The organism is Opitutus sp. ER46 (assembly GCF_003054705.1).
Taxonomy (GTDB): domain Bacteria; phylum Verrucomicrobiota; class Verrucomicrobiia; order Opitutales; family Opitutaceae; genus ER46.
Window position 1 is genome coordinate 460,669 of sequence record NZ_QAYX01000022.1, and the last position, 23,208, is coordinate 483,876.

Genomic DNA, 23,208 nt, shown 5'->3' on the forward strand with positions numbered 1-23,208 from the left:
CGTCTCAGCCGCTCCCGCCGGCCGCTCCGACCAACCCGATCTTCCCCGACCGCCGCTTCATCTTTTCCGCGTCCGCGTCCCGCCTCCGCCATGATCCGCATCGACACCTCCCTCACCCCTGAATCCCTGCGCGCTGACGTCCAGCGCGTGTTCGACGCTTCCGCCCGCAAGATCGTCTCCCTCCAGCGCGCCTGGGATCCCGCCCAGGGCACGCCCGTCGTCACCGTCGACGGCAGGTACACCTCGCGCGGCTGGACCGAGTGGACGCAGGGTTTCCAATTCGGCGCCGCGATTCTCCAGTTCGCCGCCACCGGCGACCGCAAGATGCTCGCGCTCGGCCGCGAGGGCACCCAGCGCTACATGGCGTCCCACGTCAGCCACATCGGCGTCCACGACCACGGCTTCAACAACGTCTCCACCTACGGCACCCTCCACCAGCTCGCCCGCGCCGGCCGCTTCGATTGCAGCGAAGGCGAACTCAGCTTCTACGAGCTCGCGCTCAAGCTCTCGGGCGCCATCCAGGCGTCCCGCTGGACCGATCTGCCCGAGGGCCAGGGCTACATCTACTCCTTCAACGGCCCGCACTCGCTGTTCGCCGACACCATCCGCTCCCTCCGCGCCCTCGCCCTCTCACACCGCTTCGGCCACTGTCTCATGGGCGAACGTGACCGCCGGATTTCCCTCCTGCAGCGACTCATCCAACACGCCGACACCACCGCCCGCTACAACGTGTACTTCGGCACTGGCCGCGACGCCTATGACCTCCGCGGCCGCGTCGCCCACGAGTCCATCTTCAACCTGAACGACGGCTCCTACCGCTGCCCCAGCACCCAGCAGGGCTACTCGCCTTTCTCCACCTGGACCCGCGGCCTCGCCTGGATCATCTGCGGCTACGCCGAGCAGCTTGCCTTCCTCAACGCCCTGCCCGGCGCCGAGCTCAAACCTTTCGGCGGCAAGGCGTCCGTCATCGACCGCTTCCTCTGGGCCGCGACCGCCGCCGCCGACTTCTACCTCGAGCAGACGCCCACCGATGGCATCCCGTATTGGGACACCGGGGCGCCGAACCTCCACCGCCTTGGCGACTACCTCGCCCGCCCCGCCGAACCGTTCAACGATTTCGAGCCGGTCGACAGCTCCGCCGCCGCCATTGCCGCGCAAGGACTCCTCCGCCTCGGCCGCTTCCTGCAGGGCCAGGGCCGCCGCCGTGCCGGCGATCGCTACTTCACCGCCGGGCTCACCGTCGCCCGCACGCTCTGCCAGGAACCCTACCTCTCCACCTCGCCAAAACACCAGGGGCTGCTCCTTCACACCGTCTATCACCGCCCCAACGGCTGGGATCGCATTCCCGCCGGTCGCAAGGTCCCGTGCGGCGAGGCGTGCATGTGGGGCGATTACCACCTGCGCGAACTCGCGTACTACCTGCAGCAGCTCGCCGACGGGAAGGACTACACCTTCTTCGGCGCCTGAGCTCCGCCCCTCTGCTCGGCCGCCGTCTCTCTCCCGCGCGGTCACTCCTCCCTTCACCTCTCCCCGGCGTCCATGAACTCCCCGTCGCTCGACCGCCTCTGCATTCACTCGATCACCACGAAGCCGTGGTCGCTCTACGAGGCCGTGCCCCGCTACGCCGCCGTCGGCGTCAAGGGCATCACCGTTTGGCGGCAGGCACTCGAGGGCCGCGACCCGCGCGGCGCCGGCGCGTTCATCCGCGACCACGGGCTCTCGATCGTCTCGCTTTGCCGCGGCGGCTTCTTCCCCGCGCTCACGCCGGCCGACCGGCTCAAGGCCATCGATGAGAACCGCCGCTGCATCGACGAGGCCGCCGCCCTCGGCGCCCCGCTCATCGTGCTCGTCTGCGGCGCGGTCCCCGGCCAATCCCTCGACGAATCACGCCGGCAGATCACCGAGGGCATCGCCGCCGTCCTTCCCCATGCCGCCGCCGCCGGCGTGAAGCTCGCCATCGAGCCGCTGCATCCCATGTACGCTGCCGATCGCTCCGCCGTGAACACCATGGCCCAGGCCCGCGCCATGTGCACCGCCCTCAACTCCCCGTGGGTTGGCATCGCCGTCGATGTCTACCACGTCTGGTGGGATCCCGACCTCGAGGCCGAGATCAAGCTCGCCGGCCGCAACGGCACGCTCGCCGCCTTCCACGTCTGCGACTGGGTGTTCCCGTTCGCCGACATGCTCAACGACCGCGGCCTCATGGGTGAGGGCTGCATCGACATCCGCACGATCCGCGGCTGGGTCGAGGCCGCCGGGTTCACCGGCTTCAACGAGGTCGAGATCTTCTCCAACCGCCTCTGGCAAACGGACCAGACCGACTTCCTCCTCCGCATCAAGCAGGCCTACCTCAACTGCACCTGAACCCCTCCCCGGCTCCTCTCGTCCCGCAACTTCTTCTCCCTTCCATGAAACAACACCATGTCGGCATCATCATGAACGGCGTGACCGGCCGGATGGGCACGAATCAGCACCTGATCCGTTCCATCCTCGCCATCCGCAAAGAGGGCGGCGTGAAACTCGCCAACGGCGACGTCATCGTCCCCGACCCCATCCTCGTCGGTCGCAACGCCGACAAGCTCCAGCAGCTCGCCCGCACCCACGATGTCTCCCGGTTCACCACCGATCTCAGCGCCGCGCTGAAGGACCCGTCCAACCAGATCTATTTCGACTCGCAGACCACCGACCGCCGCGCCACCGCCGTCCGCCAGGCCATCGCCGCCCGCAAGGCCATCTATTGCGAGAAGCCGACCGCCGTGGACGTCGACACCGCCCTCGCCCTCTTCCGCGAGTGCCAGGCCGCCGGCCTCAAGAACGGCGTCGTCCAGGACAAGCTCTGGCTCCCCGGCCTGCGCAAGCTGAAGCTCCTGATCGACTCCGGCTTCTTCGGCAAAATCCTCTCCGTCCGCGGCGAGTTCGGCTACTGGGTCTTCGAGGGCGACCTCCAGCCCGCCCAGCGCCCGTCGTGGAACTACCGCAAGGAGGATGGCGGCGGCATCGTCATCGATATGCTCTGCCACTGGCGCTACGTGATCGACAATCTGTTCGGCAACGTCACCGCCGTCTCCTGCCTCGCCGCCACGCACGTGCCCGAGCGCATCGACGAACGCGGCCAGCGCTACGCCTGCACCGCCGACGACTCCGCCTACGCCACCTTCGAGACCGATCAGGGAATCCTCCTGCATTTCAACAGCTCCTGGTGCGTCCGCGTCCGCCGCGACGATCTCCTCACGCTCCAAGTCGATGGCACCAAGGGTTCCGCCGTCGCCGGCCTGCGCGAGTGCTGGACGCAGCGCGCCGAGACCACCCCGCGCCCGATCTGGAATCCCGACGTCCCGCAGCCGATCGACTTCTACGCCGGCTGGCAGAAGGTCCCCGACCCGATGCCCTACGACAACGCGTTCAAGGTCCAGTGGGAGATGTTCCTCAAGCACGTCGTCGCCGACGAGCCGTTCCGCTGGAGCCTCCTCGAAGGCGCCAAGGGCGTGCAGCTCGCCGAGCTCGGCCTCGAGTCGTCCGCCAAGCGCCAGTGGGTGAAGCTCCCTCCGCTCGGCTAATGTAGAATGCAGAATGAAGAATGTAGAATGTCCGGAACCGCAGCTCCCCCACTAAGGATCGAGACATTCCAAATTCTGCATTCGCCATTCTGCATTAGCGAAGCGTCAGCATTAGCCGTTACGCGCGCTTAGCGCGCGTAACGGCGAAAAGCATCACCCCGACCAGCAACAGTCCGGCGGCGGAGACCTGGAAGATCAGGCCGAGATCGACCTTCGCGTCCTTCAACCAACCGCCCACGTAGATCATCAGGCCGCCCATCGAGACGCTCACGAAGTTGAGCAGCCCGTAGCCCGTCGCGCTGTACCGTTCGTCGACGATCGTCCGCGTGATCGGCATCAGGTTCGCATCGAAGAATCCGCGGCCGAGGCCGTACACCACGAGCCCCGCCACGGCCAACAGCAGCGTCCCGCCGTTGATGCCCAGAAAGAGCGCCGGGCCCACCACGCAGAAACCGATCGCCGGCACGAGCGCGCGTGCCCTCGGCTGCGATCGGCTCCATCGGTCCGCCCAGATGCCCCCCAGCAGCACGCCGAGGAATGACGCCACCTGGATGTAGCCCGTCGCCGTCATGCCCGCCGCCCCAAGCCCGAGCTGGAAGTGTTCCCGCAGATACGTCGGCAGCCAGCCGTAGATGCCCCAGTTCGCCACGCCCACGAGCGCGTTTACCCCGAGCAGGATCAGGAACGCAGGGTGCCGCACCAACTCGCCCAACGCGCGTCCGAGACCGGGCGTGCCCGCGTCGACCACGACTTCGCCGCCACGCTTCGCCGCGGCCGGCGGCACGTCGCGCACGATCCAAAGACACACCAGCGCGTAGCCGATGCCGAAGAGGCCAAAACCGTAAAACCCGATCCGCCAGCCCCAGTGCTCTGCGATCACGCCGCCCACTCCACCCAGCGCCGCCCCGGCGTACACGCCGCTCATGTGCAGCCCCGTCGCCAAAGACCGGGTACGGCCAGGATGCAGGTCCGAGATCAGCGCCAGCGCCGCCGGGATGTAACACGCCTCGCTCAGCCCCATCACCGCGCGCGAAATCAGCATGCCTTGCAGCGAATGCATGTGCCCGGTCGCCCACGTGACCGCCGACCAGATGAACACGCTCGCCACGATCACCCACCGCCGGCTGAACCGGTCCGCCAGGTAGCCGCCGAACGGGCTGAACACGCCGTATGTCCAGAGAAACACCGAGGTCAGCAGCCCGAACTGCGCATCCGTCATCGCGATGTCCGCTTTGATCGGATCACGCATCGTCGTGATCATCAGCCGATCGAGGTAGTTCAGCAGCGCCACCACCCACAACACCGCCACCGTGAGCCACGCTTTCGTCAGCGGGCCCGATCGTTCTTCGGTCATTTTGATTCTCCTATTGGGTTGCCCACACCGCCGGCGAACGCACTCCCGGCTTCGCCTCCCCGCCCGGGATCACCACACGTCCGCGCCACATCGTGGCGGTCGTCGTCACCAGCGAAAAGGGTACGTCCGCCTCACGCGTCCACGCGTTGCGCGCGGGATCGTACGCCAGCACGTCGCGGGGAAAGCCTTTGTGGTCCGTCGGCTTCACTCCGACCTGCGCCCCGTCGTCCCCGCCGATCACCCACAGCCGTCCGTCCACGAGCGGCGCCGGACTCGGCGCGGCCACCGCCGCGCGCGGCAGGTCCGCCAGCCGCTGCCAGCCGTCCTGCTCGCGATACCGCCACGCGTCCCGCAGCCACTCGCGACGCGTCTTGCCCGCGCCGTCCGGTACGAGCTGCGCGCCGCCGAAGACATAAAACGCATCCTCGCCCGCCCCGGCCACCGCCAGCATCCGCTCCGCGCCGGGAAAGGCCGGCAACGCGCGCCAGCCGTGCGCGACGTCGTCCAAGTTGAGGACATATGCGCCGCGCTCCGCCACCGTCGCATCCGGCCGGGCCAACCCGCCCATCACGTACACGCGCCGCCCCATGCGTGCGCCCGCGGCCATCGCCAGCGGACGCGGCAGCTTGGGCCAGGATGTGAAGCGCGCTTCGCCGTTCACAAGCTGCAGGAGCCACACGTCATCAAAGTTCCGCCGCGCGTCCCCGCCGCCAACCAGCAGCACGCCGTCATCGACGTTCACCGCCACGCCGTAGCCGCCCGCTGTGGGCAACCGGCCGGCTTTACGCCATGCCGCCTGAGGCGCCTCCAGCACGAAGACACTGTCGTACCAAGTCTTCGTCCCGTTCTCCCACGGCGGCCGGTCCGGAAAGTTCGCCCCTCCCGCCACGAGCAGGCAGTCACCGCTCACGCCCGCGTAGCTGCCGGCAAAGCCGATCGCATCCGGCACCGGCGGCAGCGCCACCCACTGGGGAGAGGTCGCCCCCGTCTCCGCCGCGGCCCCGAGCCCGGCAGTCACCGTCGCGGCAATCAGGGTCATGGCGGCGCGTAACGTCACTTGCTCGCGTAGTCGAAGAAGCCCACGGCCCGCAGCCCGGCCTCGAGCCGCTTCTCCTGTTCCGGAGTGAGCGACCGCAACGGCAACCGCACCGGCCCGCAGTCGAGCCCGATCATCTTCATGATCGCTTTTCCCGCCGGGAGCCCGCCCGCGCCGTTCATCACGTCGATGAACGCCTGCGCTTTCGCCTGCTCGCGCTTCGCGGTCGCCAGGTCGCCCGCGCGGAACGCCTCGATCACGCGCCGGTACAGCGGCGCCGCGTAATTGTAGGTGCTGCCCACCGCGCCGGTCGCCCCGAGTTCGAGCCCCGACAACAGGATTTCATCGCGGCCGAACAACACTTCAAACCGCTCCTGCTGAAAGGCCTTCGCCGCTCGAAAATCCGCCAAGTCCTCGTAGGTGAACTTCACCCCCGCCAGCGTCGGAATCCGGTCCGCCGCCCGCGCCAGGAACTCCGCCGCCGGCACGGTCACGTGCGTCATCGACGGCATGTAATAGTAGAAGAACGGCAGCTTCGGCGCCGCCGCCGCGACTTCACCACACCACGCGACGAGTTCATTCGCCCCGGGTTTGAAGAAGCACGGCGCCACGGTCGCGATCGCGTCCGCTCCTTTGGCCTGCGCATGCGCGGCCAGCGCGCGAGCATCGCCCAAGGCAAGATGCCCCACGTGCACGATCACCTTCAGCCCCGGCTGGCGCGCCTTCAGCCACGCCTCCGCGATGCTCATGCGCTCCGTACTCGTCATCGACGCTCCCTCTCCGGTCGTGCCGCAGATGAACGCGCCGGAGACACCATTGCGGGCCAGCAGCGCAGCCTGTTGGGGAATCATGTCGAGGTTCACCTCGCCATTGGCGCGAAACGCCGTGAACGGGGCCGCCGTCAGCCCGGGAAGTCGAAAATTCATAGGGTACGCGTCCCATCCTCCCCCGTCCCTCCCCCCTCTCAAGCCCCCGCAAGTGGCACCAAGAGAATACCTCTCGCCGCCAACCTCTTTCTCATTCTCTTCCTCTTACTCTTTCTCCCGAGGGATTGAGCAGTTTTCGCGGAGCGGAAACTGGAGAGAAAGAGAAAGAGTATGAGTAAGAGAAAGATCCTCCCGCCACTCCCCGCGCCTCGCGCTCGGCTTTCCCACTTTCACTCTCACTCCGGGCGCGTCGCGCCCGGCCATTCGGCCACCCACACCCCGTCTGAATCCACTTGCCGCATCCCGGCTCCCCCGCCCTTGTTTAACGGCTTAACCCCGCCCCACCAAACGCCACCCTCCGCCCCTGTCGCCGCCCCGCTCATGACCCCGCACGTCACGATGAAGACCATCGCCGCTCAGGCGGGCGTCACCCAGGCCACCGTCTCGATGAGCCTGGCCAAAAACCCGCGCATCCCGGCCACCACCCGCGAGCGCATCCAGGCCATCGCGCAGCGACTCGGCTACCAGCCCAATCCCTACCTTTCCACCCTCATGCGCGTGCGGCGGCACGGCAAAGTCCTCAGCGAACGCCCCGTCCTCGCCCTCGTCTCCGGCCAGCCCACTGCCGACGGCTGGCGCAACCACCCGGCCCCCACCATCCGCCAGATGCGCGAGGGCGCCCTCGAACGCGCCGCCGCCCGCGGTTTTCGCGCCCAGGATTTCTGGCTCCGCCGCGACGGCATGTCCGACGAGCGTTTCTCCGAGATGCTCCACGCCCGCGGCATCGAGGGCGTCCTCCTCAGCCCCCCCGCCGAGGGCGCACGTCCGCCGCAGCTGAAATGGGAGTACTTCTCCGCCGTCAGCCTCAGCGTCCCGCTGCCCAACCTCACCCTCGCGACCGTCTGCAACGACCACTACTTTTCCAGCCTCCAGGTCGCCCGCGAGTGCCACGCCCGCGGCTACCGCCGCCCCGGCTTGATCCTGCTCGAGTTTCACCAGCAGCGGTTCCAGGGACGCTGGGAGGCCGGCGTCCTCATGGCCGGACAAATGCTCCCCGACCTTCACGTCGCCCCACCGCTCTATCTCACCGATCGCAACGATCCCGCGCCGCTCACGCGCTGGCTCAAGGCCGAGCGCCCCGACGTCATCATCACCCCTTCAGTCGAGACCGTCCCCGTCCTGCTCCCCACGCTTGCCCGTCTGCGCCGCCGCGTCCCGGAAAGCATCGGGCTCGCCGTCCTCGCCGTCCCCTCCCTCGGCTCCCCCATCTCCGGCATCTTTCAGAACGGAGCCCGAATCGGCGCCACCGCGATCGACACCCTCGTCAGCCTCATCGAGCGCCACGAACACGGACTCCCCTCGCAAGCCTCGACCGTCATGGTCGAGGGCCAGTGGAACGAGGGCACCTCGCTGCGCCCCCACCCCTGATCAGCGCGCAGCGCCTCTTTCTCTTACTCATACTCTTCCTCTTTCTCTCAACGAATTGAGCAGTTTTCGCTCCGCGAAAACTGAAGAGAAAGACCTCGAAGCAGCGGGATCAGCCCTCCTCGCTTAACCATGTAAACGCTCCCCCGCTGGCTCGGCGTTTCTGCGCGCTCGATTCTCGGCGTGACGCCTCCCTCGCAACCCCTCCAGTCCCCTCCCGTCCCGCGCTCACTCCGTCATTCGTCGTCGCACCCATGCGCCCCCCCTCGCTCGCCCGCTTTGTCGCCGCCCTCTTCTCTGCTTCCCTCGTCGCCCTCACCTCGACCGGCACGCCCACCCCCGCCTCCGCCCCCGTCCCCGCCGCCACCCGGCTCACGCTCAATTTCAATCCTGACTGGCGCTTCCTCCAGGCCGACGCTCCCGGCGCCGAGGCGCCCGCCTTCGACGACCGCGCCTGGGTGCTCGTATCCGCGCCCCACACATTCAACGACGTCGACACGTTCGACAACTGGTCCACTCCCGGCCACCGCGGCGAACAGCTCCAATGGAGCGGCCTCTCCTGGTACCGGAAATCCTTCACTGCGCCCGCCGCATGGATGGGTCGTCGCGTCGTCATCGAGTTCGAGGCCGTCCGCCAGATCGCCGAGGTGTTCTGCAACGGCCACCGGCTCGGCGCCGCCCGCAGCGGCTTCACCCCGTTCGGCTTCGACCTCACCCCGCACCTGCGCTTCGACGCCCCAAACGTCGTCGCTGTGCGCGTCGACAACCGCTTTTTCAGCGATCCCCTCGATCCCGCCACCGCCGCTGAGATCGCCCGGCGCAACGGCACCGCCGCAAAACCGCGGCTCTCCTCCACCGCTAATCCCAATCTGCGCGACCTCAGCCAGCACGTGAACGCCCAAATTCCCGAAAACGTCGAGGACCTCCGGGCCGACCAGATTCCCTGGAACAACCCGCACTGGCACCCCGCGCACGGTGGGCTCTATCGCAATGTCCGGCTCATCGTCACCGATCCGCTCCACATCGATCTGCCGCTCTTCTCCTTCCTCCAGACCACCGGCCCCTACGCCTACGCGTCCGATATCTCCCCCGCCCGGGCCAACGTCACCGTCGAGGTGCCCGTCACCAACGGCCGCTCCGCTCCCGCCGACGCCGAGGTCGAAATCCAGGTCCACGACGCCGCCGGCCGGCTCGTCCTCACCGCCCGCGATTCGCGCCCGCTCCCCGCCGGCGGCTCTGCGGTTCTCCAACTCTCCGGCGTCATTGCCGAACCTCGGCTCTGGGAACCCGCCGATCCGCACGTCTACCGCGTCCATTGCGCGCTCGCCGTCGCCGGTCAGCCGGTCGACACCGCCGAGGTCCCGCTCGGCATCCGCACCGTCCGCTGGGATGCCGCCCAGGGGGTCTTCATCAACGGCCGCCACCTCAAGCTTCACGGCTGGGGTCAAAAGCCCACCGATGAGTGGCCGGGCCTCGGCGCTGCGTTGCCCAATTGGCTCCACGCCGAAACCCTCGCTCTCATGCAGCGCGCCGGCGGCAACTTCGTCCGCTGGGGCCACGCGGCCGCCGGCCCCGCCCAGATCGCCGCCGCCGACGCCCTCGGCCTCGTCACCCTCCAACCCGGCGTCGACGGCGAGTCCGACACGGTCCGCGCCGCGTGGACCCTCCGCGCCCAGGCGTTCCGCGATGTCCTGATCTACTTCCGCAACCACCCTTCGATCCTCATCTGGGAGGGCGGCAACCAGAAGGTGAGCCGCGAGCACGGTGCCGAGTTGCGCGCGCTGATGGACAAATACGACCCGCACGGCGGCCGCGCCTACGCCCATCGCCGCGCCGACCGCATCACGGCCGAGTTCATGGACGTCGGCATCGGCACCGAAGGCGGCCGCGAGATCGCCGATCTGCCCGTCGTGGAGGGCGAGTACGACCGCGAGGAATCGCCGCGCCGCGTCTGGGACAACGCCTCGCCCCCGAACTTCGGCTATCCCGAGGCCAAGGGCATGACCTACCAGCTCACCAGCGAGCAGTTCGCCGTTAACCAGATCACCCACTTCAAGAAGATCAGCCCGCCGGAGCATTGCGGCGGCGCGAACTGGATCTTCTCCGACTCCACCAGCGGCGGCCGCGTGCCCGCCGAGGTTGCCCGCGCGAGCGGTGAGGTCGACGGCGTCCGCCTGCCCAAGGAGGCCTACTTCGTATCCGCAGTCCTGTTTCGCGACGACCCGCAGGTCCACCTCATCGGACATTGGACCTATCCCGCCGGCACCCGGAAGAACATCTACGTGGCTGCCAACGCCGAGGAGGTCGAACTCCTCCTCAACGGGAAGTCCCTCGGCCGCGCCCAGCCCACCGACACGTTCCTCTTCACGTTCCCCAACGTGACCTTCGCTCCGGGCGAACTGAAAGCCGTCGCACGCCGCGGCGGGCAGATCGTGGCGACCCACGCGCTGCGCACCGCCGGCGCGCCGGTTGCCCTCCGGCTCACCGCGATCACCGCCCCCGGCGGCTGGCGCGCCGACGGCCAGGACATCGCGCTCGTCGATGTCGAGGCCGTCGACGCCGACGGTAACCGCTGCCCCACGTTCCAGCAGCGCGTCGACTTCACCACCACGGGTCCCGCCGTCTGGCGCGGTGGCTACAACAGCGGCAAGCAGGGATCGATCAACCACCCGTTCCTCGACCTCGAGTCCGGTATCAACCGCGTCGCCCTGCGCGCCACGCGCACTGCGGGCCCCGTGGTCCTCCAGGCGACCAGCGCCGGCTTGCGACCCGCCGAGATCGTCCTCGAGCCGCGCGCCTTCAGCGCGCCCGACGGCCTCACGGTCGAGCCACCTGCCACGCCCGCGTTCCCGCTGCCCGCCACCGCGCCTGCCCACCCTGAATTCGCCCCCGCTCCCGCGCTGCAGAAGCCCACCGCAAATGCCGCGCGGGCCAGTGCCGGCTCCGACACCCTCATCCGCCGTTTCGCCTACACCGGTCCCCACGCCGAAATCGTCCACGTCGAGCGCGGCGCGCGCGACGGCAAGATCGCGTATGTGGATCGCGACGCCACGTTCCGCGCGCTGCCCCAAGAACTAGTCGGCGCCGACTGGATCCAGGTCGCCCAGGCCGACACCGCTTACAGCGCGGTCGACTTGATCGAACTCGCCCTGCCCGCCGGCGTGGTCGTCACCATCGCGCACGACGCCGCGCTTCCTCGCCCAACCTGGCTCACCCAGCAGTTCCAGCCCACCGGCCACACGCTCGAACTCAACGGCCGACCCATGACGTTGTTCGCGCGGACAGTCGCCCAGGACGCCTCCCTCACGCTCGGCGCCAACACCGACGCCGCACCCGTCCCAGCCGCGAATATGTACCTGGTCTTCGTCCGTCGCGGGTCCGATCGCACCGCCGGGAGCCCCGGACACGACCTCCGGTAACGAGGGCTGGAGCTTGCCGCGCAGCTTTCGTTGCCCGCGTAAATATCCACCCGCACCGTCTCGCCCTGCCATGCTCGCCCTCCTGCTGTTCGCGCTCCTCCCCGGGTTTGACCTCGCCAGCCACGAGCGTCCCCGCCTCGTCGCCGCCGCCGATGCCGCGCTCCAGGCGGAGCCCCGCACGATCGTCGCCGCCCGCAACCCGCGCAGCGCCGGCGGGCCCCAGGACTTCTCCTCCGAGGGCGATTACTGGTGGCCCGACCCAAACAATCCCAACGGCCCGTACGTGCAGCGTGACGGCTTGACGAACCCCGACAACTTCGTCGCCCACCGTCAGCTTCTGCTCGCCTTCGCCCGCCACGTGGGTCACCTCACCGCCGCGTATCGCGCCACCGGCGACGAGCGCTACGCCGTCGGCGCCGTCCGCCACCTGCGTGCCTGGTTCGTCACGCCCACCACGCGCATGCATCCGCACCTGCGTTACGCCCAGGCAATCAAGGGCCTCAACACCGGCCGCAGCATCGGCGTCATCGACACGGTCCACCTCGCCGAGGTCGCCCTCGCCGTCGAGGCGCTCCGCGGCAGCAAGTCTCTGCCCGCTGCCGACGATGCCGCGATCACCGGCTGGTTCCGCGACTACCTGCACTGGCTCACGACCGACCGCTTCGGCCTCGAGGAGAGTGCCACGCGCAACAACCACGCCACCTGCGCCTGGCTTCAGCGCGCCTGCTTCGCCCGCCTCGTCGGCGACGCCACCGAACTCGCCGCCTGCCGCCGCGAGTTCAAGGAAGTCCTCCTCCCCCACCAGATGGCGGCTGACGGCAGCTTCCCCGAGGAGGTCCGCCGCACCAAGCCTTACGGCTACTCGATCTTCAACCTCGATGTCATGTGCGCCCTCGCCGTCGTGTGCTCGACGTCGGACGAGAACCTCATGACCTGGTCGCTGCCCGACGGCCGCAGCCTGGTTCGCGGCGTCACGTGGCTCGCGCCGTTCCTGGCCGACAAGCAACTCTGGCTCCGCACCGTCCGGCGCCCCGCCGGCCCCAAGGATCCGCCCGGTACGCCCGCGAAATTCGTGGCTCCCGACGTGATGTACTGGGACGCCTGGCCGATCCGCCAGCCGGCCCTGCTCTTCGGCGCCGTCGCCGCCGGCCGCCGCGACTGGCTCGCCCTCTGGCAGTCGCTCCCCGCCGATCCAACGATCGACGAGGTCATCCGCAACTACCCCATCCGCGAGCCCCTCCTCTGGCTCCCCCGCTAGCCCCAAGGCGCCCCATTCCCGCGCCGCGACTGTCCCCACCACTGTCACGTAATACCTGGATTCCTAAGTTGGACGGGCCGGGCGAGTTTGAATTGTGCGGGTGGGGGGAGGTCAGGGTGGAGCGGTGGCGAAGGCGGGATTCAACTTCGGCGAAGTTGAAAACTGTCGGGCGGAGATGCGTTCGAGCAAGGGTTTGCGCGCGGCGAGACCGCCCCAGGCCGTGGAGAGAAAGAGCACGAGTTTGTGACCGCAGCGGCCCGCGATCGCCCCGCAGGTGAAGAGGGATTGGCGGAGGGTGGCGGGCCGGCGTTGCACTTGGACGTGGGCCGGGGCGACGGTCTGGAGGAGGCTGAGCAGATTGAAGACAAAGGCGACGCTGCGGAAGGCCGCCTCGGTGGGAAAGAAGCGGTGCAGGCAGAAGTCATCGGCGCCGAGGTCTGCCTTGAGCTCGGAGAACCGAGGTTCGATGGCGGCGCGTTGGTCGTAGTGATGCCAGATCCAGGTGGCGGGTTCGCGGCGATTGGTGACGAAGACGCGGAAGTCGTAGCCGGGCACGTCGAGCAGGCGCGTGTAGTGAGGATCCGGGAGCCGGAAACGCACGACGACAAAGCGGCGGGGCTGGGACCACGTCGGCAGCTTGAAGGTGAACTCGCTGAGGGCGGTTTTGGCATCCAGGTCGGTCCACTGATCGAGGCCGTAGAGCTGCCGCTGGATCGTCTCCTTGCGGCGCACGACCACCACGTACGGCAGGGCGCGCTGCTCGAGGAACTCGAGGAGCTTTTGGTCGAAGAAGCCGCCGTCAGCGCGTACGCCGGCCAGCGTCCAGTGGGCCGGCACCGTGGCCAGGGCCTCGGAGAGGAACTCGATGGCGCCGCGGCAATCCGAGGCGTTGCCCGCGCGCAGCCACGCATGGAGGACCTGCACGGGCGGGCTGACGAACGCGAGCAGCGGCCGGTGCATGCGGCCCTTGGGCCGCGTGGGGTTGTGGCCGTGGGCGGCGCCCTCCTGCCGCCCGAACCGCTGGAAGGTCGTGGAATCCAGATCGAGCATGCAGGTGCGGGCCGGCTGCTGCGCGAAGAACCACCGCCAAAGTTGCGGGAAGAAACGGGCCACCTCCGCGGGCCCAAAGCGCTGGAAAAAGTTGCGGACCGTGTCGTCGCCCGGGAAACGCGGGACGCCGCACAGCCGCTGCAACGCCTGGTCGGCGCGCAGCAGCTGCAGGTGAGAAAACCGCCGGGCGCCAGTGACCACCGCCAGCCAGAAGGCCAGCATGATGTGCTCGGGCGCCGAGGCGTTGTTGGACCGATACTGGAACGGCAGAAACTGCCGCACCGCCTCGAGCACCCGCATCCGTTGCATCAACTCGAGCAGCACGACCAGCCCGCCGAACGGCGTCACCGCCCGCGTCGTCTCGCGCAAAACAACTTGGCCTCCATCAGCAATCCGCCGAGTCTCGTACTGCATCGTTCTGTTCCTCCGTTTGCGTTTTGTTCATCACCCAAACCCATAGCGGCCGGAACGGAATGATGCACCTTCTACTTCGGGATCCAGGTAATACGTGACACTTTTCCGCCGCGCGCTCGCGCTCCCAGTGTCACGTATTGCGTGACACCGCGCCACCCGTTCCGCCGTCGTTTTCCCTCTGTCCGCGCGCTCCGCCGCCGTGCCCAGTGTCACGTATTACGTGACACTTTTCCGACGGACGCCCGCCGCGAAGTGTCACGTAATACGTGACAGTGTATTGGTGATTCCATGACGCGATATCGCCCTTCCGACCTACGCGAGCGTGGCAAGGCGCGGCGGGAAGACGAAGGGCGCGGCGGCAGAAATCTTGATCTTTCGAAACTCCGGATGCGCGGGATTCAGCACATAGTTTTCCTCGAGCGGAATCAGTGCGCTCGGCACCGCGAGCACCGCCGTGCGGCCAGCCGCCAGCCACTCGGCGCCAAAACGCTGCGAGGCAGCGCCCACCGGCTCTGCCCTCCAGTCCGCCGGCAGATCCTTCGGTGACGGCCGCGCGATCGCCACGCCGTTCCAGTCGATTTCAAACTGCACGAATGTCATCGCAGGCGGGACAGGCTTCGGCAGGTGGACGAACTTCTCCAGCGCGGCCGTCGCCAGATTGCGGCTCGCATAGACGACCGCGGCTCCCGCGGGGTTCCAGCGCCCGCCCTCGAGCGCCGCCCCGCGCCCCGAGAACGAGTTCGTCGCCCACTTCGCGCGATCGATCCGCCAGGCGTCAGGCATACACGCCGTGGTCGATCCGCGTCAGCAGCTTCTCCACCTCGCGATAGCCCTGCGTGGTCTGCGCCAAGTCCATCGGCTTCGCTCCGCCCAGACCGACCTGCGGCGTGCGCAGCCACTCGCCCGCCGTCCCGCGATCTTCAAACACCTCCGCGGCACGGTTCAGCAGCGCGGCGTAGCGCGCGAGCATGTCCGACTCAAAATGCCCCAGCCGCGCCCGATCGGCCTTCTTGCGGTGGAATGTCGCCCGGCTCACACCGCACAGCGCCGCCATGGCCTCGACCTTCAGGCCGAGCGAGGACGCCACCTGGTCCAGCAGGCTCACGGGCAGCCCCTTCTCGATCATGGCATGCAACTCGAGCGGGTTGCCCAGCGCGGCGGTGAACGCGTCGTGTCTCATTTGCGACATTCATCGTCGCAACTGAGACCGCTGTCAAGCCCCCCCTCCGGAGCTTTCTCTTACTCTTCCTCTTTCTCTTACTCTCAACGGATTGAGGGATTGAGGGATTGAGGGATTGAGGGATTGAGGGATTGAGGGACCGCCAGTTGCTTCCCCACTCTCACGCTCACTCTCACTCCGAAGGTCGTTCTCGTCACGGAGTGCACGGAGGCCGGAAGAGGTCACCGAGGAAAACCAGCACGATGCCGGTTCTCCCTCCGTGCCCCTCCTCCGACCTCTGTGCCCTCCGTGTCCCGCCTAGAGGGATTGAGGCCCCTGCTCCGCTGGCTGCGCGCTCGGCCCGCAAGCACCTCGTCGCCCAATCGTTACAGTCGCGACGTTGCCTGCGCGCATTCCGACCGCCATCCCCCAAGTCCATGGACTGCATGACCGAATCCGCCGCGGCGGTGCGCAAGCACGGCCGCAGCCTGCGTGTCGCCGTGTGTGTCGACACGCGGGATGGACCGGGACGCGAACGCTTGCGCGGGTTGTACGACTACGCCACGCCCCGCGCGTGGCGGCTCTTTCACCTGCGCACGGACGAGCCTTCGCTCCTTGAACAGGTCGTTTCAGGCCAGGTGGACGGTGCGGTGCTCTACGATCGGGACCCCACCGTCCACCGCTATCTTCAACGCGCCGGCATTCCCTGCGTCGAAACCGGCAGCCGCAACCTGGAGTTCGACGACGGGGCCGTGCACGTCGATGACGGCGAACTCACCGCGCACGCCGTGCGGCACCTGACGGCGGCCGGCTTCGAACACCTCGCGTACTGCGGTTACGGGCCGAACGCCGTGTCCGAGCGCCGCGCCCGCGAATTCACCGCGCGGGCGGAAGCGGACGGCCGCTCCGCCCAGGTGTTCGCCGACGGCCAGCCCTCCGGCGGCCACGCCCTCGAACCGCTCATCGCCTGGCTCCGCCAACTTCCCCGCCCCACCGGCGTGCTCGCCTTCGACGACAAGATGGCCGAGCGGGTGCTCGCGGCGTGCCGGTGGGCCGACCTCCGCGTCCCCGATGACCTGGGCGTGCTCGGCATCGGCAACGACGAACTCATCTGCGAACTCGCCACGCCCTGGCTCTCGAGCGTCGCCCTGCCGACGCGCGAAATCGGGCGTCGCGCGGCCGAGATCCTCGAAGGCATCCTCGACGGCCACCGGCCCGCGCCCATCCGGCTGCCACTGCCGCCGCTGGAGGTGATCTCGCGCGCATCCACCGAGCGCCACGTTGCCCGCCATCCCGCCGTCGCTCGAGCAGTCGCCTATATTCGGGCCGAGCACCACCGGCCCATCGGACTCAAGGAAATCGCCTCCGCCTTGGGCGTCGCCCGACGCACTCTCGAGCGGCGCTTCGCCGCCGAGATGAACATGACGCCCCACGACTTCCTCGTTCAAACCCGGCTTCAACGAGCGAAGCGCCTCCTGCGTGGCCCCGCGCCAGTCGTCGCCGACGTGGCGCGCGAGTGCGGCTACCAATGCAGTTCAGCCTTCATCCGCATGTTCGAACGCCAGGTCGGCTACTCGCCCGAAGCATTTCGGCGCCGGATGGCGGCCGCCTGCCCCCCCGGCGGCACCTCGGTCAGAGCGGTTCCAAGCGCAGGAGGACGTAGGTGCCGTCGTTGACGAGCACCTTCGCACCGCGCGCGCGGCGCTGGAGATCGGCCAGGAACACGAGTGCACGCGACGCCGTGAGCCGGTCAATGGGCACGCCCGACTCCGCGGCGCGCTGGAGCTCAGGCCCCGGTCGCACCGCGAATCCACGGTGCTCCAGCAACACGTAATGCGCGCCTTCGGGCCAACGCGTCCAACGCTGGCTTAGTCCCGCCGGGTCGGTCTGAAAGATCGGGTTCCGGCGGTAATCCAAGAGGAAGGGTGTGGAGACCCACGCCACCAGCGGTTCGCCCGCGGGCAGCATCTCCTGCAACCAGTCGAGCCGCGCCCGGGTAGTCGGACGAAAGACCGCGCGGTTGTACGCGAGGTAATCGCTCCGCTCCGCCGGCGTGGCCTGCGCCAAGAACACCAGGGGCAGGCGCTCGCGCCACCACTGCGATGGACGTTGCACGGTCGACGGCAAAAAGCCCCAAACGACGACGCCCGCCACGCCGACGGCGGCCACCGCGTGCCACCGTCCCGTGCCCGCAGATGTCTCCGACTCGAGCAGCCGCAGTCCGCACGGCAATGCCGCCAGCAGCAGCGGAACCGCGTAGCGCGTAGCGCCAAACGGGCCGAACACCGCGGGCGCGCCCGCCTCCATCATCAACAGATAGACGACGCTCGCCGTCACCCCAGCCGAGATCACTCCGGCGAGGGCGGGACGATTCGGATCTCGGCCGCGCCACATCGCAAACCCGCCCGCAACGGCCACCACGCCGGCCACGAGCGCCACCAGCGTGTAGGCCCGTTGCGTCGTGCCGTAGTCCGATACCTGGCCCGAGAATAGGCCGACCTCCAGCGTCGGCCCCGGCGGGATCACCGGTGCGCCGCCGGAATGCAGATACAGCGGCGCGTGCAGCACGACCCATGGCATCAATCCGACCACCGCCCCCGCAAGCGACCAGGCCACGCTCGCCCACCGCGGCGCTCCCCACTCCGTGCGCAGGAGCGCGAGGCAGCCGACGTGCACGACCGCGAAGACGCCGAAGGTCGGCTTGAGGGCCACCAGCGCCGCGTAAACCAATCCGAGCAGTTGCCACGCCAGCGGCCGCGCCTTGGCCTCCTCCAGCGCCACACCGAGCAGGATCGCGGTCGCCATCAACGCCACGCCGCTGAAGAGCGCGGACACGTTCACGATCAGCGGATCGACCGCGAGGAAGATGACCATCGCCGCCACCGCGCCCACACCCCAGCCGCGAACCGGCCGGCCCCAGCCCACCAGCCCGAGACAGAGCAGCAGGCCGAACCAGGTATCCAACGCCCCGAGGTACGTGAGCGGAAAATGCGCCGCGACGAATCCATGTAGGAACGCCTGCGCGCCGAGCGTCTCCGCCCCGAGCGAGCTCAGCGGATTCACCCCGAGCGTGCCCGTCGCGAGCATCCGCACGGGCAGCGCGAAGTACTTCTCCAGGTCGTCGTGCACGTTGTACGCGGCGGGCGGAACGAGGCTGTGCGCGACCAATCCGGCGACCGCGAGCCAGATCACGCCGACGACGATCGCGCCGGGGGTAAACCGCCACGACCGCCATCGGCGTCCCGCGACGCACTCCGCGAACGCCGCCGCGACGCCCACCACCAATACCACGTCGAGCGCCCAGGGCCGGGCGATCCGCGCCAGGTTGAACACGCCGCCGACTCCGATCACCGCCGCCAAGCCCACCCCGGCCGTAAGCGGCCCGGTCAACTCCGGCGCGCGTATCAGGCGTCTGACAACGCGCCCCCATCCCCACAGCGCGATCGCGGCGATACCGAGGCAGGCAAAGGGAATGAGCAGCGGTTGCACCGGACGAGGCAGCGATCCCGGGCGGTTTGGCGATCAGCGCTCCGCGATCCAGACGAAACTCTCGCCCTGCGGGCGAACGTGGCCGAGTCCGGGGAACGGGAAGTGCACCGCATAGATGCGCACGCCGTTCTCCGCCGCCTTTTGCAGCAGCGCGCGGCGCTGGGTTTTGCCCGCGGCGGCGTCCACGTCGAACGCGATCGTCCAGTCGGGCCGCTGCACCGAGATGATCGAATGATGCGCCGCATCGCCGATGTAGAACAGCCGCTCGCCCTGCGAGACGATCTCCGCCCCGACATGCCCGGGCGTGTGCCCGCCGAGGTCCACGGTCGTGATCTCCGGCGCGATCTTCTCGCCCGGGCGGAACGTCGCCACCTTTGGCGTGATCGCCGCGACGAGGGCGGCGTTGGCCGGACGTTGCCGGATCCACGCCCACTCGGCCGCCGCGAGGCGGATGGTCGCGTTGGCAAACGCCAGCTTGCCGTCGGCGTCGAGCAACCCGCCGAGGTGGTCGTCATGCCCGTGCGAAATGAAGATATCGGTCACGTCCTCGGGATTGATTCCCGCCGCCCGCAACGACGCCGGCAGCTGGCCGGCCACCGCCCAGTCCGCCTTGCCGGCGCCGGTGTCGAACAACACGACGCGCTTTCCGGCCCGCACGAGCAGCGGCTGCAGGCTGAACTCGACCTTGTCGGTGGGCAGCCCCGCGGTCTGCAACAGCGCCGCGACCTTGGCAGGCGGTTCGCCGACCCCGACGACCGTGCCGTCGTTTGGCATCGTGATGCTGCCATCGCGCAGCGCGAACGCATCGAGCGCGCCGATCTTGAAACGATGAACGTCACCCTTCGGCGCGCCCTCCGACGCACTCACCGGCAGCACAGCCCAGAACAGGGCTGCGAGACCCACAGGAACAACCCAGCGCAGCAGTTTCATAGCCGCGATCGTGCGCGTAAGCGCATCCTGCGCAAGTGCCCGTCCCGCACAGCTTCGCACCAGTCCGCGCGCTACACCCAGCCCGAATATTCCGGACCTCCCCAGTTCCCCCGCGTACGCTTTCCATTTTTGCGCCAGCAAAAATGGCGGAGAGGGAGGGATTCGAACCCCCGGTGAGCTTGCACCCACAGCGGTTTTCAAGACCGCCGCAATAGACCACTCTGCCACCTCTCCGTGGCGCCGACTTGTGTGGCCAGAGAGATACGAGGCGCCCCACCCCGCGCAAGCCGATTAACCGCCGATCGTCTCCGACGACGCCACTTCAGCTCCGCAGCGATGCAAACAGGAGCATCACACACAGGATTGTTGGGCAAACGGCGAGCAGCGCGCCGACGATCCACAGCGCCAAGCGCTCGACGGTGAAGCCCGGCACGACGCACGATTCATGCGGATTCTCGGGACAATAGTAGATCGGAACACGACCACCCTCGCCATATGGGAACTTCGCCTGCATCCCCTCCAGGCTCCTGGCCGACCGGGTCTTGTGGTCGCCCCAGTACGTTTCAGATCCGAGGCGATATCGATACCGCACATACCAACGCCACCGGTTCGACGGGCCGTCGTTTAGGTACCTCGCTCGTAGAACCGTCATCGACGTGATCTCGGCGTCCGTCTGCGGCCAACGACGCGACCTGAACGCGACCGAGACTGCGGGCGCCCCCCTCTTGAAAGCCAGCCACGCGAACGCCCAGAAAGGGAGCGGCATCAGCGCCACAGTCCACAACGCGCCAGAAGTCATTTGAGAGCGCCTAGTTGGCCGCGTAACTGACCTTGCGACAAGCCCGAACCCGGCGGGCCGCGCCGTCGCGGCGACCGGCGAGATCGCCAATGACGGATGTTGCCGGCGGGGCGTGCGACGGTATTCGGTGAAGGCCTCCATGGAACGAGCAAGCCACCGCGCCAACACCCACGCCTGGATCGAGGTCGTCACCTCGGCCATCCATGGGCGCGGTGTGCGCGCCGCACGGGAGATTCCCGCCGGCACGCGGATCATCGAATACACGGGTGAGCGCATCACCAAGGCGGAGGCGCGGCGCCGCGAGGAAGCCCGCCTGCGACGCGCCGAACGCGGCGGCGACGGCAGCGTGTACATCTTCAACCTCAACCAGCGCTACGACCTCGACGGCCGCACCCGGCGCAATCCCGCACGGCTCATCAACCATTCCTGCGCGCCGAACTGCGAGTCCCAGACCGTGCGCGGCCACATCTGGATCGTCGCCCGCCGCGACATCCCCGCCGGCGAGGAACTCACCTTCGATTACGGCTTCCCGCTCGCCGAATGGTCCCTCCACCCCTGCCGCTGCGGCACCCCGCGCTGCCCGGGCTACATCGTCAGTGGCTGGCAACGCTGGCGCCTGCGCCGGCTGCTCCGCGCGAGCCGCCGCGGCACCGCCAAAAAATCGCCCGCGAAACGTTAGCGTCCCAACGGCGGCGCGCCCGTTTCACCCCGCGCCGCGGTCCCGCGCTCAAGTGGCCGCGTGATTTGTCAGCCGGAGCGCGACCGCTACCGTGCGCGCGTGAAATCCCTGGCCGACTACGAGCAGAAGATCGACCGCCTGCACGACGATTGCCCCGTGCGCGCCGCGATTGACGTGATCCGCGGACGCTGGAAACCGTCGCTCCTCTTCGAGCTCAAGACCGGCCCGCGGCGTTTCTCGGAGCTGCAGGCCGCCCTCACCGGCATCACCGCCCAGGCGCTCACCGTGCAACTGCGGCAACTCGAGGCCGACGGCATTATCCGCCGCACGCTCTATCCCGAGACGCCGCCCCGCGTGGAGTATGAGGTGACCCAATACGGCGCGAGCCTCTCGGCCGTGATGGATCAACTCGAGGCCTGGGGAGTGGCCTATCTTGCCCGCCGCGCCCAGCCGGCGAGGGTCAAACGCCCCGCCTCGGTCCGGGTTCGCCTCTGATCTCCGGCCGCGCGGCCCCCGCGTTCCGCCAACGGCAAAACGCCACCATCGTCCGAGGCCGCTCTCCCCGTCCCCACGGCGTTGCTTCGGCACCGCTGCGCAGCTACGTCGCGCCGTCGTGCCCTCCCCGCGCCGCGCAGGGCAACGCCGCCCACTCACTTTCTCGTGAGCGACTCACAATTTTGAGACGAAGCACGCACGGCGGAGCGCGCGTAAGCTGCGCCCGCCATGAACAACCTCCTCGTCATACACTCCAGCGGACGCGTCACCCGCTCCATCACCCGCCGGCTCACCACGCGCCTCGTCGCGGCCTGGAAAACGCACCACCCCGATGGCCAGGTCGTGGAGCGCGACCTCACGCAGTCCCCGCCGCCCGTTGTCAACGAGCCCTGGATCGCCGCCGCCTTCGCCGATCCGAAGCGGCGCACGCCGGCCATGCTCGACGCCTTGGCGTCGAGCGACGCGCTCATCGCCGAGATCGAGCGGGCCGACGCCATCGTGATCGGCGCGCCGGTGTACAACTTTGGCCTGCCGGCCCAGCTCAAGGCCTACATCGACCAGATTGTCCGCGTCGGCCGTACCTTCGGCTTCAACGCCGAAGCCGCCCAGCCGTACACGCCGCTGCTGCAATCGAAACCCGTGGTCGTGCTGACCTCGGCCGGTGACGGCTCGCTCCTGCCCGGCGGCGCGCTCGCCCACCTCAACTTCCTCGAACCGCATCTCACGACCGTCTTCGGGTTCATCGGTCTCACTGACGTGACATTCGTGCGCGTCGGCCACGAGGAGTATCAGGACGAGCGGCTCGCCCACTCCCTCGCCGCCGCCGAAACCGCGGTCGAAGAACTCGCCGCGCGCGGCGCACCCGCAGCCGTCGCCGCCTGAGCATCACCGCCCCGCGCAAACCTCGGGTCCGTTCGTGATTCTTCCCACATCCTTACGCCCCAATCTTCGAACCAGCGTTCACCGCGAACGCTCGCGAACCGGGCCGCGAAAACCCGAGGTCGGCGGTGTCGCTCACGCGTTCGTCTCCCGCGCCCGACGTCGCCCGGTTTTCGCGCCTGTTCGCGCCTTTCGCGGTTCACCTGTTCTGTCCGCGATTCACCACGCGCTGCGGAGATGGGAATCCGAGAGAGGGATGCCAATGGACACGAATGGCGCAGGTGCTCCTATCTGCCACTTGGTCAGCGGTCTTCATTCGTGTCGCTTCGCGTCCATTCG

Annotated in this window: 19 protein-coding genes and 1 tRNA gene; 10 read left to right on the top strand and 10 right to left on the bottom strand. The window is 68.4% G+C overall.

The window, feature by feature from the left end; all coding sequences use genetic code 11:
- The first annotated feature begins 90 nt into the window (after nt 1-90).
- From DB354_RS12175 to DB354_RS12185, 3 genes are all read left to right on the top strand, one after another.
- Nucleotides 91-1,467 (top strand): glycosyl hydrolase, encoded by a 1,377-nt coding sequence (locus DB354_RS12175; RefSeq protein WP_199226845.1) that lies wholly within the window; start codon nt 91-93, stop codon nt 1,465-1,467.
- Nucleotides 1,468-1,539: 72 nt separating this feature from the next.
- Nucleotides 1,540-2,364: a sugar phosphate isomerase/epimerase family protein gene (locus DB354_RS12180; RefSeq protein ID WP_107835891.1), complete on the top strand. Its 825-nt coding sequence runs from the start codon at nt 1,540-1,542 to the stop codon at nt 2,362-2,364.
- A gap of 44 nt (nt 2,365-2,408) precedes the next feature.
- A complete protein-coding gene (locus tag DB354_RS12185; RefSeq protein ID WP_107835892.1) occupies nt 2,409-3,557 on the top strand; it encodes a Gfo/Idh/MocA family oxidoreductase in 1,149 nt (382 codons plus the stop codon).
- 118 nt (nt 3,558-3,675) lie between these two features.
- Here DB354_RS12185 and DB354_RS12190 read toward each other — a convergent pair whose 3' ends face one another.
- From DB354_RS12190 to DB354_RS12200, 3 genes are read right to left on the bottom strand one after another with little or no spacing between them, the layout of a single operon-like run.
- Entirely contained in the window at nt 3,676-4,911 is a 1,236-nt protein-coding gene (locus DB354_RS12190; RefSeq protein ID WP_107835893.1) for an MFS transporter, read from the bottom strand.
- Between the two features lie 10 nt (nt 4,912-4,921).
- Nucleotides 4,922-5,950 carry a galactose oxidase gene (locus DB354_RS12195; protein WP_107835894.1) on the bottom strand — a complete coding sequence of 343 codons (1,029 nt, stop codon included), beginning with the start codon at nt 5,948-5,950 and terminating at the stop codon, nt 4,922-4,924.
- 14 nt (nt 5,951-5,964) lie between these two features.
- On the bottom strand, nt 5,965-6,873 hold the full coding sequence (locus DB354_RS12200) for a dihydrodipicolinate synthase family protein (protein ID WP_107835895.1): 909 nt from the start codon (nt 6,871-6,873) through the stop codon (nt 5,965-5,967).
- 381 nt (nt 6,874-7,254) lie between these two features.
- Between DB354_RS12200 and DB354_RS12205 the strand changes: the two genes are divergently transcribed.
- The 3 genes from DB354_RS12205 (at nt 7,255) to DB354_RS12215 (ending at nt 12,975) form a co-directional block, all read left to right on the top strand.
- The gene (locus DB354_RS12205; RefSeq protein WP_158277502.1) at nt 7,255-8,301 is read left to right on the top strand and encodes a LacI family DNA-binding transcriptional regulator; all 1,047 of its coding nucleotides are present in this window, start codon (nt 7,255-7,257) and stop codon (nt 8,299-8,301) included.
- A gap of 251 nt (nt 8,302-8,552) precedes the next feature.
- Complete coding sequence (locus DB354_RS12210; protein ID WP_107835897.1) at nt 8,553-11,717, top strand: sugar-binding domain-containing protein; 3,165 nt, start codon at nt 8,553-8,555, stop codon at nt 11,715-11,717.
- 70 nt (nt 11,718-11,787) lie between these two features.
- Nucleotides 11,788-12,975 (top strand): alginate lyase family protein, encoded by a 1,188-nt coding sequence (locus DB354_RS12215; protein ID WP_107835898.1) that lies wholly within the window; start codon nt 11,788-11,790, stop codon nt 12,973-12,975.
- A 111-nt stretch (nt 12,976-13,086) separates the two neighbouring features.
- Here the strand turns inward: DB354_RS12215 and DB354_RS12220 are convergent, their stop codons facing one another.
- The 3 genes from DB354_RS12220 to DB354_RS12230 form a co-directional block, all read right to left on the bottom strand.
- Nucleotides 13,087-14,439, bottom strand: a complete 1,353-nt coding sequence (locus tag DB354_RS12220) for an IS1380 family transposase (RefSeq protein WP_107835899.1) — start codon at nt 14,437-14,439, stop codon at nt 13,087-13,089.
- A 312-nt stretch (nt 14,440-14,751) separates the two neighbouring features.
- On the bottom strand, nt 14,752-15,222 hold the full coding sequence (locus tag DB354_RS12225; RefSeq protein WP_107835900.1) for an RES family NAD+ phosphorylase: 471 nt from the start codon (nt 15,220-15,222) through the stop codon (nt 14,752-14,754).
- Entirely contained in the window at nt 15,215-15,619 is a 405-nt protein-coding gene (locus DB354_RS12230; RefSeq protein WP_158277503.1) for an antitoxin Xre/MbcA/ParS toxin-binding domain-containing protein, read from the bottom strand. The genes DB354_RS12225 and DB354_RS12230 overlap by 8 nt, the downstream gene beginning before the upstream one ends.
- Before the next feature lie 425 nt (nt 15,620-16,044).
- Here DB354_RS12230 and DB354_RS12235 point away from each other — a divergent pair, with 425 nt between their 5' ends.
- On the top strand, nt 16,045-17,274 hold the full coding sequence (locus tag DB354_RS12235) for a substrate-binding domain-containing protein (protein ID WP_158277504.1): 1,230 nt from the start codon (nt 16,045-16,047) through the stop codon (nt 17,272-17,274).
- Here the strand turns inward: DB354_RS12235 and DB354_RS12240 are convergent.
- The 4 genes from DB354_RS12240 to DB354_RS23005 form a co-directional block, all read right to left on the bottom strand.
- Nucleotides 17,231-19,087: a hypothetical protein gene (locus tag DB354_RS12240; RefSeq protein WP_146180216.1), complete on the bottom strand. Its 1,857-nt coding sequence runs from the start codon at nt 19,085-19,087 to the stop codon at nt 17,231-17,233. The genes DB354_RS12235 and DB354_RS12240 overlap by 44 nt on opposite strands.
- Before the next feature lie 33 nt (nt 19,088-19,120).
- Complete coding sequence (locus tag DB354_RS12245) at nt 19,121-20,017, bottom strand: MBL fold metallo-hydrolase (protein ID WP_107835904.1); 897 nt, start codon at nt 20,015-20,017, stop codon at nt 19,121-19,123.
- 144 nt (nt 20,018-20,161) lie between these two features.
- Nucleotides 20,162-20,251, bottom strand: a tRNA-Ser gene (locus DB354_RS12250).
- A gap of 88 nt (nt 20,252-20,339) precedes the next feature.
- Nucleotides 20,340-21,071 carry a DUF3592 domain-containing protein gene (locus tag DB354_RS23005; protein ID WP_343205577.1) on the bottom strand — a complete coding sequence of 244 codons (732 nt, stop codon included), beginning with the start codon at nt 21,069-21,071 and terminating at the stop codon, nt 20,340-20,342.
- Here DB354_RS23005 and DB354_RS12260 point away from each other — a divergent pair.
- From DB354_RS12260 to DB354_RS12270, 3 genes are all read left to right on the top strand, one after another.
- Entirely contained in the window at nt 20,956-21,495 is a 540-nt protein-coding gene (locus DB354_RS12260; RefSeq protein ID WP_107835905.1) for an SET domain-containing protein-lysine N-methyltransferase, read from the top strand. The two genes, DB354_RS23005 and DB354_RS12260, sit on opposite strands and share 116 nt — an antisense overlap.
- Before the next feature lie 99 nt (nt 21,496-21,594).
- Nucleotides 21,595-21,990, top strand: a complete 396-nt coding sequence (locus DB354_RS12265) for a helix-turn-helix domain-containing protein (protein ID WP_107836064.1) — start codon at nt 21,595-21,597, stop codon at nt 21,988-21,990.
- 228 nt (nt 21,991-22,218) lie between these two features.
- Nucleotides 22,219-22,872: an NAD(P)H-dependent oxidoreductase gene (locus tag DB354_RS12270; RefSeq protein WP_107835906.1), complete on the top strand. Its 654-nt coding sequence runs from the start codon at nt 22,219-22,221 to the stop codon at nt 22,870-22,872.
- The last annotated feature ends 336 nt before the right edge of the window (nt 22,873-23,208 follow it).